15 protein-coding genes are annotated in these 14,736 nt (G+C 71.1%); 8 read left to right on the forward strand and 7 right to left on the reverse strand.

The genetic code is table 11. The features are described from left to right. Window positions 1-5 precede the first annotated feature (5 nt). Both ACWGPF_RS02170 and ACWGPF_RS02175 read left to right on the forward strand, forming a co-directional pair. On the forward strand, window positions 6-968 hold the full coding sequence (locus tag ACWGPF_RS02170) for an arsenic resistance protein (protein ID WP_452331252.1): 963 nt from the start codon (window positions 6-8) through the stop codon (window positions 966-968). 347 nt (window positions 969-1,315) lie between these two features. Beyond that, on the forward strand, window positions 1,316-3,061 hold the full coding sequence (locus tag ACWGPF_RS02175; protein ID WP_452331253.1) for a DUF222 domain-containing protein: 1,746 nt from the start codon (window positions 1,316-1,318) through the stop codon (window positions 3,059-3,061). A 474-nt stretch (window positions 3,062-3,535) separates the two neighbouring features. On the opposite strand, the gene ACWGPF_RS02180 is transcribed toward ACWGPF_RS02175, so the two are convergent. The 4 genes from ACWGPF_RS02180 to ACWGPF_RS02195 form a co-directional block, all read right to left on the reverse strand. Then, the gene (locus tag ACWGPF_RS02180) at window positions 3,536-4,123 is read right to left on the reverse strand and encodes a nitroreductase family protein (RefSeq protein ID WP_452331254.1); all 588 of its coding nucleotides are present in this window, start codon (window positions 4,121-4,123) and stop codon (window positions 3,536-3,538) included. A 174-nt stretch (window positions 4,124-4,297) separates the two neighbouring features. Next, window positions 4,298-4,945 (reverse strand): GntR family transcriptional regulator, encoded by a 648-nt coding sequence (locus ACWGPF_RS02185; RefSeq protein ID WP_452331255.1) that lies wholly within the window; start codon window positions 4,943-4,945, stop codon window positions 4,298-4,300. Window positions 4,946-5,077: 132 nt separating this feature from the next. Next, window positions 5,078-6,175 (reverse strand): ABC transporter permease, encoded by a 1,098-nt coding sequence (locus tag ACWGPF_RS02190; RefSeq protein ID WP_452331256.1) that lies wholly within the window; start codon window positions 6,173-6,175, stop codon window positions 5,078-5,080. Continuing rightward, complete coding sequence (locus tag ACWGPF_RS02195; protein WP_452331257.1) at window positions 6,172-7,056, reverse strand: ABC transporter ATP-binding protein; 885 nt, start codon at window positions 7,054-7,056, stop codon at window positions 6,172-6,174. Before ACWGPF_RS02195 ends, ACWGPF_RS02190 begins: the two co-directional genes overlap by 4 nt. Before the next feature lie 219 nt (window positions 7,057-7,275). Here ACWGPF_RS02195 and ACWGPF_RS02200 point away from each other — a divergent pair, with 219 nt between their 5' ends. Beyond that, window positions 7,276-7,833 carry an NADPH-dependent FMN reductase gene (locus ACWGPF_RS02200; protein WP_452331258.1) on the forward strand — a complete coding sequence of 186 codons (558 nt, stop codon included), beginning with the start codon at window positions 7,276-7,278 and terminating at the stop codon, window positions 7,831-7,833. Window positions 7,834-7,848: 15 nt separating this feature from the next. On the opposite strand, the gene ACWGPF_RS02205 is transcribed toward ACWGPF_RS02200, so the two are convergent. After that, window positions 7,849-8,502: a response regulator gene (locus tag ACWGPF_RS02205; RefSeq protein ID WP_452331259.1), complete on the reverse strand. Its 654-nt coding sequence runs from the start codon at window positions 8,500-8,502 to the stop codon at window positions 7,849-7,851. Beyond that, window positions 8,499-9,812: a sensor histidine kinase gene (locus ACWGPF_RS02210; protein ID WP_452331260.1), complete on the reverse strand. Its 1,314-nt coding sequence runs from the start codon at window positions 9,810-9,812 to the stop codon at window positions 8,499-8,501. The genes ACWGPF_RS02205 and ACWGPF_RS02210 overlap by 4 nt, the downstream gene beginning before the upstream one ends. A 140-nt stretch (window positions 9,813-9,952) precedes the next feature. On the opposite strand from ACWGPF_RS02210, the gene ACWGPF_RS02215 reads away from it, so the two are divergent. Genes ACWGPF_RS02215 through ACWGPF_RS02225 form a run of 3 tightly spaced genes read left to right on the forward strand, consistent with a single transcriptional unit; the run spans window position 9,953 to window position 11,754 of the window. Then, the gene (locus ACWGPF_RS02215) at window positions 9,953-10,390 is read left to right on the forward strand and encodes a VOC family protein (protein ID WP_452331261.1); all 438 of its coding nucleotides are present in this window, start codon (window positions 9,953-9,955) and stop codon (window positions 10,388-10,390) included. A gap of 4 nt (window positions 10,391-10,394) precedes the next feature. After that, window positions 10,395-11,096, forward strand: a complete 702-nt coding sequence (locus ACWGPF_RS02220) for a winged helix-turn-helix transcriptional regulator (RefSeq protein WP_452331262.1) — start codon at window positions 10,395-10,397, stop codon at window positions 11,094-11,096. A gap of 16 nt (window positions 11,097-11,112) precedes the next feature. Beyond that, window positions 11,113-11,754, forward strand: coding sequence for a dihydrofolate reductase family protein (locus ACWGPF_RS02225; RefSeq protein ID WP_452331263.1), 642 nt, complete (start codon window positions 11,113-11,115; stop codon window positions 11,752-11,754). An 11-nt stretch (window positions 11,755-11,765) separates the two neighbouring features. On the opposite strand, the gene ACWGPF_RS02230 is transcribed toward ACWGPF_RS02225, so the two are convergent. Then, window positions 11,766-12,611: an exodeoxyribonuclease III gene (locus ACWGPF_RS02230; protein WP_452331264.1), complete on the reverse strand. Its 846-nt coding sequence runs from the start codon at window positions 12,609-12,611 to the stop codon at window positions 11,766-11,768. A gap of 55 nt (window positions 12,612-12,666) precedes the next feature. Here ACWGPF_RS02230 and ACWGPF_RS02235 point away from each other — a divergent pair, with 55 nt between their 5' ends. Both ACWGPF_RS02235 and pyrE read left to right on the forward strand, forming a co-directional pair. Continuing rightward, complete coding sequence (locus ACWGPF_RS02235) at window positions 12,667-14,145, forward strand: carboxylesterase/lipase family protein (RefSeq protein WP_452331265.1); 1,479 nt, start codon at window positions 12,667-12,669, stop codon at window positions 14,143-14,145. Between the two features lie 10 nt (window positions 14,146-14,155). Continuing rightward, entirely contained in the window at window positions 14,156-14,734 is a 579-nt protein-coding gene (gene pyrE, locus ACWGPF_RS02240; RefSeq protein WP_452331266.1) for an orotate phosphoribosyltransferase, read from the forward strand. Window positions 14,735-14,736: the final 2 nt, after the last annotated feature.

The raw sequence follows: 14,736 nt of genomic DNA on the forward strand, positions 1-14,736 counted from the left end.
GGAGCATGCGCGCGGGTGTCGAGTGGATGGAGCGCCACCAGGTCGCGCTCTACCTGCTCGCGCTCGCGGTCGGCGCGGCGATCGGGCTGCTCGCTCCGGAATCCGCGGGGGCGGCGCAGTCCGCGGTCATGCCCCTCCTCGGGGCGCTCCTCTGGGCGACGTTCCTCGGCGTCCCGTTCGGGCGGATGGCGTCGGCGTTGCGCGACGGCCGGTTCCTCGCGGTCGTGCTCGTCGTGAACTTCGTCCTCGTGCCGATCGTCGTGCTCGTTCTCTCGCGGATGGTCGCGCACGACCGGGTGCTCCTCGTCGGCGTGCTCTTCGTCCTGCTTACGCCGTGCGTGGACTACGTGATCGTGTTCACCGGCCTCGCAGGCGGCGCGTCCGCGAGGCTGCTGGCGGCGACACCGCTGCTCATGCTCGCGCAGATGCTCCTCCTGCCGGTGTATCTGCGGCTCTTCGTCGGGGCGGAGTTCGTCGAGGCGGTCGATCCCGCACCGTTCGTCGACGCGTTCCTGCTGCTCATCGCGCTGCCCCTCGGGGCCGCATGGCTCACGCAGCTCGCGGGGGCGCATGCGCGCGCGGGAGCGGTCGTGCGCGAGGCCGGCCACGCGGCGACGGTTCCGATCATGATGCTCGCGCTCGCCGCGGTCGTCGCATCGCAGATCGCCTCGGTCGGCCAGAGAGCTGGGGCACTGCTGCTCGTGGTGCCCGTGTTCGCGCTCTTCGCCGTCGTCATGGTCGGCGTCGGCGCGATTGCGGCGAGGGTCGCCGGGCTCGACGCGCCCGCGCGCCGCGCGGTCGTGTTCAGCGGGGTGACGCGCAACTCCCTCGTTGTCCTGCCGTTGGTGCTCGCTCTGCCCGCCGCGTTCGAGCTGGCGCCGCTCGTCGTCGTCACGCAGACGCTCCTCGAGTTGCTCGCGATGGTGGTGCTCGTGCGCCTCCTCCCCCGGCTCATCCGCGAGCGGTAGGCGCCGTGCCCCTCCCGCTCCTCCCGGTCGTCGAGCGAGCGGAGCGAGTCGAAGCGAGGTGATCCTCCCCTCCTTCCTCCCGGCCGTTGAGCGAGCGGAGCCAGTCGGAACGTCGCGGGGTTCCCGCCCGTGCCCCCTGCTCCGGGTCGTTGAGCGAGCGGAGCGAGTCGGAACGTCGCGGGGTTCCCGCCCGCGCCCCCTGCTCCGGGTCGTTGAGCGAGCGGAGCGAGCCGAACGCGGTGATGTTCCCCCTCCGGCCCGTTTCGTGACCTTTCCGTGACCTCGGCGGGGTCGAGATGGTCTCGTTCAACCGTTCGAATGTCGGTGGTGCCGCGGATGATGGGTGTATGGCAGGACGGAAGCCGAGGTTCGCGGAGGGGTCGTCGTGGGAGGCGACCCCCGCGGAGGTGCGCACGATCGGGAACGTGCGCGACCTGATCCTCGAGCTGCGTGCCGACCGTGCCCGGTTGGATGGGCTGGAAGCGGGAGCGTTCGCCGCGGCCGCGCGGGTCGCGGAAGCGCAGACCGCGCGGTGCGGGGACGCGTCCGGGTACGGGTTCCCGTGGCGGTCCATCGCGTTGGAGCTCGCGACGGTGCTGCGTCTGTCTCCGGGGGAGGTGGAGGCGCGGCTCCGGCAGGATCTTGCCCTGACCGACCGGTTCCCCGTGGTCGCGGAAGCGTTGTGTCGTCAGGTGATCACGCGTCGTCAGGCGGACATCATCCGCGAACACGGGGAACGGTTGCCGGACGAGGTCGTGGAGGAGTACTCGCGTCGTGCGGTGACGTATGCGGAGGACGCGACACCGGGGCAGGTGCGGGTGTTCGCGAAGAGCCTCGCGGCGGAACTCGACCCGGCACCCCTCCCCGAACGGCACCGGCGCGCACTGGACCGGAGAGGAACCCGGGTGCGGGCCCTCGACGACGGGCTGGCGGAGTTCATCCTCACCGACGACGCCGCGAAGATCACCGCGATCCACGACCGCCTCACCACCATCGCCAAACCCATCGCCGCGGAAGAGAAACGACTCGCCGCCGAAGAGAAGAAGCGGGCAGCGGGCGGCCCTGTCGGCCGGAACGCGTTCGGGATGCGGGTCAACGGTGACGGTGTCGCGGTCGACGCGAACGGATACGCCACCCACCCCCACGGCCCGGTGAACGGTGACCGGCGGACCGTCCGGTCCGTCCTCCCGGGATGCGCGATGATGCGCGAGCACGTCGAGGTGTTCCACGACGGCACCTGGTACCCGCACGACCCCGCCCTCCCGTTGAGGCCTACCGCGGAGCAGGTCGCCGCGGCCGTGGAGCGGGGGCGGGATGCCCGCACGCGGGATCACATCCGCGCGGACCTCGCCTCCGACCTCCTCCTCACCGGGGCACCGACCTCCCACACCATCGACGGGTCGACCGAGAAGATCGCCGCGATCCGGGGCACGGTGGCGGTCACGATCGCCGCGTCCACCCTCGCCGGCCTCGACGACCACCCCGCCCTCCTCGCCGGATACGGGCCCATCCCCGCCGATATCGCCCGTCGTTTCGCGAAAGACGCCCCCGGGTGGGAGCGCCTGTTCCACCACCCCGACACGGGTGCCCTCCACACCGTCGACCACTACACCCCCACCGCCGCGATCCGGCGGCTCATCGAGCTGCGCGACGGGACCTGCCGGGCCCCCGGCTGCCCCCAGCCTGCGTCACGGTGCGAGAAAGACCACACCCGGGAATGGGAACGAGGCGGCCCCACCTGCGCCGGAAACCTCTCCGCCCTCTGCCGGGCCCACCACCAACTCCGACACCACACCCCGTGGCACATCGAGCAACCCGAACCCGGTGTGATCGTGTGGACCAGCCCCCTCGGACACGAGTACGCCACGAAGCCACCCCCGCAGACCGCGCATACGGCAGCGCACGCACCGGCTCCGCCGAACCCGCACATACCCGAGTGGGAATACTCGCCGATCACCCAAGCAGACCTCGACGATCAGTGGGTACACGAATGGGAGAACGGCCTCACCGTCCAGGCCCCACCCGGATGGCACCCCGACCCCGGACCCACCGTCGTCGTCGGAGAGCCGTCGGAAAGAGACAGCATCCGCTGAGCGCCCACGATCCCAGGTCGAAGTCGGCTCGGGGAACACTGGTGCCGACCACGTGGGGATCCTCAGAACCTGAGCCCGGAACGACGCGTGCGCCGTAGCGGACGCGCGACGGCGCCACCGCCGCTCAGGTCCGCGTCGCTCAGGCCGCGGTCGGCTCAGGCGACGGACGGAGCCCGTTCCCGGCATCCCATCGCCATGCGGTTCCCACCGGATCGGTGAAGTCGATCGAGACGACGACGTGCTTGCGTGAACGCGTCAGAGGATGCCACTGCTCCGAAGGATCCGAGGGTTGCGGGATGCCCTTGCCGTTCTCCTCCGGAAGCAGCACGAAGGTCCCCGGCGGAAGCATCGGCATCGGCCCGGTTCCACGAGCCCCCCTCGGTCGGAACCGAGTCAACCAGACCCGCAACCCGACGCCCGACACGCGAAGAGCCGGCCCCGGACATCCGGGACCGGCTCTCGACGACGCGCGCGTCAGTCGTTGATGATGACCGTCTCCGCGAGGGGACGACGCTCACGTGGAGCCGTCTCCCGCTCGCGCAGCGCCTCCGGGAGCGCGTCGACATCGCCGAGCTCGCCGAGCGCGATGACGGTCGTGGGCGCGAACCGCTCCTCGAGCCCGAAGCGCGCGCGCACCGCGTCGGCGTCGAACCCGCTCATCTGGTGCACGAGAAGACCATCGTGGTGCGCCTGGATCGACAGGTGGGCGACGGCCTGACCCAGGTCGTAGACGGCGTGCGAGTTCGCGCGCCCCTCCGCGTTGGCCACCTCTGCGACCGCGACGACGAGCACGGGCGCGTGGGAGGCCCACAGCTGGTTGAACTCCACGAGCGCGGAGACGACCGCCGCGTGCGCCTCAGAACCGCGGCGCGCGACGATGAAGCGCCACGGCTGGCCGTTGTACGCCGACGGGCTCCAGCGCGCGGCCTCGAGGGCGCTCGACAGCTTCGCCTCGTCGACGGCCGACGTGCCGGCGTACGCGCGGGGGCTCCAACGATCGGCGAGGACGTCGAGGACGGGGTGATCGGTGGCCGCGGTGCGGTCGAGGATGGTGGCGCCCATGATGGCTCTCCCTGTGCGATTCGGAACGGATGATGCGATTCGGACCGGGCGCCATCGCCCGCATGCGGGATGAAACCGCGCACGCGCGATCCTATTCCCGCGCATGTTCCAAGCGGATGACACCGCGCAACAGGCTCAAACGTGCTCGACGCCCCCGCGCGCAGACCCACGCGATCAGTCCGGAGAGGGCGTCGCGTCGAGATCCGCTCGTGCATCCGCGACGGCCGCTTCCACGAAACTCCGGAGCGCACCTTCCGCGCCCGTCCCGTCTCCCGCCGCCGCCGTCGCCTGGAGGTCTCGGAGCGCCTGTCGCGCTTCCTCCCCCGCATTCGACAGGGACCGCAGCGTCCGACGCACGCGCAGATCGACGTGGTCGAGCACGACCGCCGACAGCGCGCTCCCCGAGACGGCGGCCAGTTCGTGGACGATGTCCCACGCGATCGCCGCGGTCGGGATCCCCGGCGGAACCCCTTCGGCCGCCCGGCGCGACGCCGTGTCGAGCGCGATGCCGCGAGCGAGCGTCAGCGCGCCGACGGCTCCCGCCTGTGCGACCAGGAAATCGAGCGCATCGGTGAGTGCCGCCGGCGTGACCGCCGTGACGACCGTCGACCGGCTCGCGTCGATCGCCACGAGCCCTTCCTCCTCCAGGCGCAGCAGCGCCTCGCGCACGGGCATCCGCGACACCCTGAACCGTGACGCGAGCCCGACGTCGCGGATGCGCGTGCCCGGCGGGAGCTCCCCCGACACGATGCTCTCGCCCAGCGCCGCGTGGATGCCGTCCGACAGACGCCGTCGCGGCGACCTCAGCTCGGTCCTCTCCATGGCGCGTCCTCCTCGACACGATCGGCATTCCTGTATATGAGACGCGGAGTCGGCCGTTTCGTTACGCGGATGGCAGGCACGAGACGGCGCCCGCCATCCGGTCAGATGACGGGCGCCGTGAGAACGCGCAGGTCAGGCCCTGAGCGCGTCCTTGAGCTTCACGCGCGCGCCCATGCGCAGCAGCGAGTTCTCGTAGATCTTCGCGCCGAGTCCGATGACGACGACGCACGTCGCCAGCAGGATCCCCAGCGAGACGAGCGGCTCCCACCACTGCGCCTCGTTGAAGAACAGGCGCAGCGGCATGCCCACCGCGGCCGAGAACGGCACGTACGAGAGGATCGCCATCACGACCGGGTTGTCGCCGAGGAAGACGACGAGGAAGTACGGGATCATCGTCAGGTAGATGAGCGGCGTGAGGGTCGGGCCGGTGTCCTCCTGACGCGACACCATCGAGCCGGCAGCCGCGAACATCCCCGCGAGCAGCACGAACCCGAACAGGAAGAACACGGCGAACCACACCATGGGGGCGCCGAGGCCCTGCAGGAACGCCGTCTGGCCCGTCACGACGAGGCCGACGACGGCGACGGCGATGAGCACGACGATCTGCGCGATCGCGAGGATCGTGTTGCCGAGCACCTTTCCCGCGAGCAGCACGCGAGCCGGGATGGCGGCGATGAGGATCTCGACGACGCGCGTCTGCTTCTCCTCCACGACGCTCGTCGTGATCGGCGTGCCGAAGCTCATCGCCGCCATGAAGAACACGAGTCCGAAGACGAGGCCCAGGATGTAGCGCAGCGGGCCGTCCTCCCCCGCCGCGGGGTCGAGCAGCTCGACGACGGGCGACACCGAGAGCGCCGAGACGAGCCCCGGAGGGGACTCCTCCAGCGCGAGGATGGCGAGCCCCGTCGGCGACGCCGCATCCTCGATCACGGCGGCGTCGACCTCGCCCGTCTCCACGAGCTCCTCGGCCGCCGCGCGATCGGCGACCTCGGTCACCTCGTACCCGTCGACCGCGTCGAGCTGTGCTGCCACGCTCGCGGTCGCGGCGATCGGCGTCGTGCTGCCGCCTCCCGCGGAGAACCCCATCCACAGCACGCCCGCGAGCGCGCCGATGATGAGGATGGCCGTGGAGATGAGGAACGACTTGCTCCGGAGCTTCGAGCCGAGCTCGCGCTCGGCGACGAGCCAGACGCCCTGCGACGTCGACACGGAGGGTGCTGCGGTGCTCACTGGATGACCTCCTTGAAGATCTGGGAGAGCGAGGGATGCTGCGGTGCGAAGCTCGCGACCGCCCCGAGGTCGACCGCACGGCGCAGCACGCGCTGCGCCGTCTCGTCGGTGTCGACGTCGAAGAGGGCGTAGCCGCCCTCGAACTCGACCACCTGCACGCCCGGCTCGGCGCGCAGCCAGCCGGCGTCGCCATCCGAGACGAGCTCGTACCGGTTCGAGGAGTGCTGCGCGCGCAGCGCATCGCGCGGCCCGGCTGCCCGGATGGTCCCGCCCGCGATGATGACGAGGTCGTCGCACAGGCGCTCGACGACGTCGAGCTGGTGGGAGGAGAACAGCACGGCCGCGCCGTCCGCCGCGCGCTGCTGCAGGACGCCGACGACCGTCTCGACGGCGAGCGGGTCGAGCCCCGAGAACGGCTCGTCGAGGATGAGCACCGACGGGTCGTGCACGAGCGATGCCGCGATCTGGGCGCGCTGCTGGTTTCCGAGCGACAGCGACTCGATGTTGTCGCCCAGCCGCTCGCCCAGGCCGAGCCGCTCCAGCAGCTCCGTCGCCCGGCGCGTCGCCTCGCCCTTGTCGAAGCCGTGCAGCCGTGCGAGATACACGATGTGCTCGAGCACCTTCATCTTCGGGTAGAGCCCGCGCTCCTCCGGCATGTAGCCGAAGCCGCGCCGCACGGCGGGCGTGATGGGCGCGCCGTCGAGCGTGACCTCGCCCCCGTCGTCCGCGAGCAGGCCGAGCACGATCCGCATCGTCGTCGTCTTGCCGGCGCCGTTGCCGCCGACGAAACCCGTCAGCCGGCCCGGTGCGACGTCGAACGACACGTCGTCCAGCACCTGGCGCTCTCCGTATCGCTTCGAGATCCCGCGCAGTCGCAGCATCCTCGTCCCCTCTCGTCGATGTGGCTCCCACGCTACGAACCGTGCGCGCCGCCCGCCTCCCCCGTCGGGGTGAACGCGTTCCTCCCCCCTGCGGCGGATGGCCGTGCTCGGGTCGTCCGCAGGGCGGACACGCCGCCGCGGAATAGGGTGGGCCGGCAGGATGCTTTCACCTGAATGGACGCGTTCCGCGGCCATCCCCACCCATCTGAGGAGAAATCTGTGACGACCATCGGCTACATCATCGGAAGCCTCTCGAGCACGTCGATCAACCGCGCCCTCGTCGAGGCGATCGCGAAGCTCGCGCCGGAGGGCGTCGAGCTCGTCGAGATCCCGATCGCCGACCTGCCGTTCTACTCGCAGGACCGCGAAGCCGACTTCCCCCAGGTCGCCAAGGACTTCAAGCAGGCCATCGTCGACGTCGACGGCGTCCTCATCGCCACTCCCGAGTACAGCCGCTCGATCCCCGGCGTGCTGAAGAACGCATTCGACTGGTCGACCCGCCCGTACGGCGACATGTCGTTCAGCGGCAAGCCCGTCGCCATCATCGGCGCATCCGGCGGCCCCATCTCCACCGCCGCCGCGCAGCAGCACCTGCGCGCCATCATGGGCCACTTCAACGCCATCGTGATGGGCCAGCCCGAGGGCATGATCCAGTACGCGCCCGGGCTCATCACCGACGAGCGCGACATCACGAACGAGGGCACGAAGGAGTTCCTCGCGGGCTACCTGCAGGCCTTCGTCGGCCTCATCGAGCGCGTCCGCAAGGCGAACGCCTGAGTCGCCGGCGGTCGCCTACGTCAATCCGTGCCGGTGGGCGTAGACGACCGCCGCGACGCGGTCGCGTGCGCCGAGCTTCAGCAGCACGTTCGACACGTGCGTCTTGACGGTGGCCTCGCCGATGAAGAGCGCGCGCGCGATCTCGGCGTTGCTCATGGCCTGCGCGAGCAGCCGAAGCACGTCTCGCTCGCGTTCCGTGAGCCCCGCGTCGCCATCCTGATCGGATTCGTGCTCGGCGCTCGTCGTGGGCGCCGGCGTGTGGCGCTCGATGACGCGCCGCGTGACCTCGGGTGCGAGCAGGGCGTCTCCCGCGGCGACGACGCGTACGGCGTTCACGAGCTCCTCCGGTCCCGCATTCTTCAGCAGGAACCCGCTCGCGCCGGCGTCGAGCGCGGAGAACAGGTAGTCGTCGCGATCGAAGGTCGTCACGATGACGACCTGCGCGGCCGTGCCGGCCTCGACGATGCGCCGCGTGGCCTCGATCCCGTCCATATCGGGCATCTGCACGTCCATGCAGACCACGTCCGGCTGCAGCTCGGCCGCGCGCGACACGGCCTCCCTGCCCGTGCCGGCCTCCCCCGCGACCTCGATGCCCGATGCCTCGAGGATCATGCGGAAACCTGCCCGCATCGTGGCATGGTCGTCGACGAGCAGCACGCGGATGGTCATGGGGTCTCCCGTTCGTCGGGCACGGCATCGAGGGGCACGGTGACGCGCACGAGGTAGCCGCCCCGATCCCGCGGGCGCAGCTCGAGGGAGCCGCCCGACGCGATCGCGCGCTCGCGCATGCCCAGCTGCCCGAGCCCCGGCCGCGCATCGAGCGCGAGGCGCCCGGAGTTGACGATCTCCAGCTCGACGGCCGCGTCGGTGTAGCGCACCCTGATCTCCGCCGTCGCATCCGGTCCGCCGTGCCGGCGGGCGTTCGTGAGGGCCTCCTGGGCGATGCGGTGCAGGTTGACCTGCACGACGTCGGGCACCGCGCGGCGCTCGCCGACGACGACGTGCGCGGTCGGGGTGCCGGACGCGGTCATCACCTCCGCGAGGTCGGCGAGGCTCTCGAGCGAGAGCGTCGACGGCGCCCCCGCGGCGAAGTCGGGGTCGCCGTCGGGCGAGCGCAGAGTGTCGAGGAGGTGATGCAGCTCGGCGATCGCCGACCGCGCGGACCCCTCCACGACCGACAGCGCCCGCTTCGCGGCGGCGGGATCCGCGTCGATCACGGTGCGCGCGGCACCCGCCTGCACCCCCATGGCGGACACGTGGTGCGCGACCACGTCGTGCAGCTCGCGCGCGATCCGCACACGGTCGAGCGCCACGGCCTGAGCCGCGGTGATCTCGCGCTCCTCCTCGAGCTCGCGCGTGCGCCGCTGCAGGATGGCCCTGTCTCGCGCGGCCGCATATGCCCGATTGCCCATGTAGTACGCCCCGCCGAAGTACGCGGCGTTGATGAGCCACATCAACAGCATGTACGCGACGTACGGGGAGAGCGACCCGGCGAAGTACTCGTCGAGGCTCTCGGTGTCGGTCGCCCCGAGGAACGTCGAGACGAGGAGCCACAGCGCCATCCCGATGATGATGACGATGCGGGAGACCGCGGCTCGACGGCGGTCGTCGACCCACGCTCCGATCGTGAACATCGCGATGAAGATGGCGACCTGGCTGACATAGAGCTCGGTGAACTGGAGCGACGCGGCGACGAAGTACGACGCGCTGACGACGACGGCGACCGCTACGGGAAGGCGCCTGCGCAGGGCGAGCGGCAGCGTCATGAGCGCGCTCGCGAGCAGGGACCATCCGGCGTTGCCCGGCTCGGAGAAGAACGCCCCGGCGACGGTGGCGAGCCCGATGCTGATGACGGCCGCGCCGAAGAGGCCGACGCCGAGCAGAGCGTCGTTGCGGAGATCGCGCCGCGTGACGGGCCGGTCGAGCGGCGTCGCGTCGGCGTCGTCCTCCGTGGTGGCGGGGTCGGAGAACGCGGTCATGCCCTCCACGCTAGGGGCAGTACGGCGCACGGGCCTCCCCCGCGCGAGGGAGCCCTTGACGACGAACTTGCTTATTGCAAGCATTGCCGTGCGGGCGCACCGACGCGGTCGCGACCCTCCGACGCCGCAAGGAGCACGCCATGGCCACCAACGTCTTCGTCAATCTGCCCGTCACCGACCTCGACCGCGCCAAGCGGTTCTACGAGGCGCTGGGAACGACCATCGTCCCGGAGTTCACCGACGAGAACGCCGCCTGCGTCAAGTGGGACGACAACGTCTTCTTCATGGTGCTCACGAAGGAGTACTTCTCGACGTTCACGTCGAAGAGCGTCGTGCTCGGCGTCGACGGCGCGCAGGTCATCACGGCCCTGAGCCGCGACTCGCGCGACGACGTGGACGCCATCCGCGCAGCCGTCCTCGAGGCGGGCGGCACCGAGAACAAGGAGCCGCAGGACTACGGCTTCATGTACTCCATCAGCATGGCCGACCCCGACGGCAACATCATCGAGTTCATGTGGATGGACCCCATCGCGGCCGAGAAGGGTCCCGAGGCGTTCTTCGCCGAGCAGGAGGCCTGATCGGGTGGCGGCGCGCGGCTACGGGCAGTACTGCGGAGTCGCGACGGCCGTCGAGCTGATCGGCGAACGGTGGGCCCTGCTCATCGTGCGCGATCTGCTCGTCGGCCCGCGGCGCTACACCGATCTCAAGGCGGGGCTCCCGCGCATCCCGACGAACATCCTCAGCATCCGGCTCAAGGATCTCCAGGCCGGGGGAGTGGTGCGGCGTGTGCCGATCGCCCGGTGCGGGCTCGTCTACGAGCTGACGCCCTACGGACGCGAGCTCGAGCCGATCGTGATCGCCCTCGGCCGCTGGGGGTTCGCGCGGATGGGAGACCCGCGCGAGGGCGACGTCGTCACGCCGGACTCGCTCACCATGGCGCTTCGCACAGCGTTCCAGGTCGACGTCGCCGCGATCATGCCCGACACGGCATACGAACTGCATGTGGGCGACATCGTCCTGCGTGCCGATGTGCGCGGCGGGGAGCTCGCCGTCGCGCAGCTCGCTCCGGCCGCACCGCCCGTGGGCGGCCGCGCGCCCGAAGGGGAGCCGGACGTCGTCCTCGCGGCCGGGCCGGCCATCCGCTCGGTCATCTCCGGCGAGCTCTCGCCGGCCGACGCGGTCGAGCAGGGGCTCGCCCACGTCCTCCGCGGCGAGCCCGTGCTGTTCGAGCGCTTCGCCGCCGTGTTCCACATCGACCCAGGAGCCGCGGCGGTCGCGGCCTGACCGGAAGGAGACCCTCATGGACGAGGGCGGCACGACGAGGGGGCGCATCCGCATCGACCTCTTCACGACGCTCGACGGTGTTGCGCAGGCGCCGGGCGGACCGGACGAGGACCCGTCGGGAGCGTTCCGCTTCGGCGGATGGCAGGCGCCCTTCGAGGACGAGACCGTCGGCCGCGAGATCGGCGCGGGCATCGAGGCGCTCGACGCCCTGCTGCTCGGAAGGCGCACGTACGACATCTTCGCCGGGTACTGGCCGCACCATACGACCGGGCCCGCCGGCCCGATCGGGCGGAAGTTCGACGCCGTGCCCAAGTACGTCGCCTCCCGGCAGGCGCGGGACCTCGCCTGGCAAGGCAGCACGCGCATCGGCGGCGATCTCGAGGTCGAGATCGCGGCCATCCGCGCCCGTCACCGCCTCACGGCCGTGATCGGCAGCGTCGACCTCGTGCAGACCCTGCTCGCGCGGCAGCTGTTCGACGAACTCCTGCTGTGGGTGTATCCGGTCGTCCTGGGCCAGGGCAGGAAGGTCTTCCCGGATGGCGCGCAGCCGGCGAACCTGCGGCTCATCGCCCCGCCCGTCGCGGGGCCGAGCGGTGCCGTGCAGCTGCGCTACGCCCCGGTCGACCTCGCGCCGCAGACGGGGACGATGGGCGACTGAACGGCGGGGCGTCAGCCGAAGATCATCGGCACGTCGTCGTCCTCGGCCTCCGAGGGGAGGTCGATGTCGACGACGACGGGCACGTGGTCGCTCGGGGAGTCGCCCTTCCGCTCGTCGCGCGCGATCGACGCCCCCGCGACGGCATCGGCGAACGCGCGCGAGCCGAGCACGAAGTCGATGCGGATGCCCTGGTCGCGAGGGAACTTGAGGCGCTGGTAGTCCCAGTACGTGTACCCGGTGGGGATGAGCGGACGCACGACGTCGGTCACGCCGGCGGCCTCGAGGGCGAAGAACGCGTCGCGCTCGGCGGGGGAGACGTGCGTCGACAGCCCGGGGACGATGTCGGGATCGCCGTTGTCCGCGTCGAACGGGATGATGTTGAAGTCGCCGACGAGGGCGAGCGGCAGATCGGGCTCGGCACGCAGCTGTGCCTCGGTCGCCACGCGCAGCGCCTCGAGCCAGCGGAGCTTGTAGGCGTAGTGCGGGTCGTCGAGCGAACGGCCGTTGGGCACGTACAGGCTCCACACCCGCACGCCGCTCACGAGCGCCGAGATCGCCCGCGCTTCATGCGGCGCGTCGTCGCCGTCGTAGCCCTTCTTGAACCCGGGCATGCCGTCGAAGGAATGCTGCACGTCGGCCAGCGGTTCGCGGCTCGCGATCGCGACGCCGTTCCACTGGTTGAGTCCGTGCGCCTCGACGTGGTAGCCGGCTGCCTCGAAGGCCGCATAGGGGAACTGCTCGGGCTTGCACTTGATCTCCTGCATCGCGAGCACATCGATGTGCTCGCGCTCGGCGAACGACACGATGCGGTCGACGCGGGCACGGATCGAGTTCACGTTCCAGGTGGCGAGGCGCATGCGACAAGCCTATTTCGCGCGTCCGACAGCGCGATCCAGCCGATAGCGTTCTCGCATGGACAGCGCAGCCGCCCCTCTCGCCACGACGACGGCGGGGGAGGTGCGCGGGATCGACCGCGGCGGGTCCGCCGCCTTCCTCGGCGTCCCGTTCGCGCAGGCGCCCGTCGGAGCGCTGCGCTTCCGACCGCCGGTTCCCCCGGTGCCGTGGGACGGCGTCCGCGACGCGACCGTCTACGGTGCGACGCCGCAGCGGCGTCCGTTCTCTGCCGTCACCACCATCCCCGAGCCCTCCGTCCCAGGGCAGGCGACGCTCAACGTCAACGTCTTCACGCCCGCTCCGGGTGATCGCGGCGCCGGTCTGCCCGTGCTCGTGTGGATCCATGGGGGCGGATTCCTCGCAGGATCGCCCGCGAGCCCGTGGTACGACGGTGCCGCCTTCAACCGCGACGGCGTCGTCACCGTGACGATCTCGTACCGGCTCGGCTTCGACGGCTTCGGATGGATCGACGGGATGCCGGCCAACCGCGGCATCCTCGATCAGATCGCCGCGCTGGAGTGGGTGCGCGACAACATCCGCGCTTTCGGCGGTGACCCCGCCCGCATCACGATCGCCGGGCAGTCGGCGGGCGGCGGCAGCGTGATGTACCTGCTCGCGGCGCGCGCCGCCCGCGGGCTCTTCCACGGCGCCATCGCGCAGTCGCCCTCCTGGACGCACCGCACCTCCGCCGACGGGGCGGCGGTCTCCTCCGCACTCGCCCGCGAGCTCGGGATCGACGGCATCGGCGTCGACGGCTTCCTCGCCCTCGACGAGGAGGCGATCCTCGACGCCTCCGCGCGTGTCGACGCGGCGGCGGCGCTGGGCCTGGAGCCCGCGCACGGCATCGATCTCCTCGGAGCCGGCCGCGACGCCATGCCGCTCGCCTTCGTCCCCCTCATCGACGGGGAGGTGCTCGCGCCCGTCGCCGACGTCGTCGCAACACCGCCCGTGCCGCTCCTCATCGGGACGACGGCGAACGAGTTCGGCTTCCCTGCGGAACCGGGCGATCTCGACGGTGTGATGGCCGCTCTCGGCGCCGCGGGCGCACGCGACGATGTGCTCGCCGGCTTCCGTGCCGAGCTCGACGGCCTCGGCGCGGGCTTCCTGCAGGGTCAGCTGCTCAGCGAGGCGATGTTCCGGATGCCCGTGGCCCGGTTCGCGGCGCAGGCGGCGGCCTCGGCGTGGGGCGCGACGACGTGGCTCTACGACTTCCGCCACCACTCGCCCGTCTCGCGCACCGCAGGCCACTGTCTCGACCTGCCGTTCACGTGGGACGGGCTGGCGCAGGAGGGCGTGACGGCCGTTCTGGGTGAGGAGCCGCCCCAGCTCCTCGCCGACCGGATGCATGGCGACTGGGTGCGCTTCGTGCGCGAGGGACGCGCCCACTGGGCTCCCGTCGACGACACGCCATCCGGGGCGTTCGTGTACGACATGCCTGAATCGGCATACGGAGCTCGCGCGTACGGGCTCGAGTCGGATCTCGCCGCGCGTCTCTAAGCTGGTGCGCATGGCCATCGCATCCACGCCCGAACTCGAAGCCGACCGCCAGGAGCTCATCCGTCTCATCACGGAGGACGCGGTCTTCCACGGCGACTTCACGCTCTCGAGCGGCAAGAAGGCCACCTACTACGTCGACATGCGCAAGCTCACGCTCGACCACCGCGCCGCCCCCGCGATCGGGCGCATCATGCTCGACCTCATCCGCGACATCGACGGCGTCTCGGCGGTCGGCGGGCTCACGCTCGGTGCCGACCCCATCGCGAACGCCGTCGTGCACGCGTCGGTCGCGGCGGGGACCCCGGTCGACGCCTTCGTCGTGCGCAAGGAGCCGAAGGACCACGGCCGCGGTCGCCAGATCGAGGGAGCCGAGGTCGAGGGCAGGCGCGTCGTCGTCCTCGACGACACCGTGACGACGGGCGGCTCTCCCCTTAAGGCCGTCGAGGTGCTCCGGAACGCCGGCGCCGAGGTGGTCGCGGTCGCGACGATCGTCGATCGCAAGACGGGCGCACAGCAGCGCATCGAGGCCGAGGGCCTGCAGTGGCTCGCCGCCGTCGACCTCGACGACCTCGGGCTCGAGGCGCAGTAGCC

Source organism: Microbacterium sp. NPDC055683 (assembly GCF_053617895.1).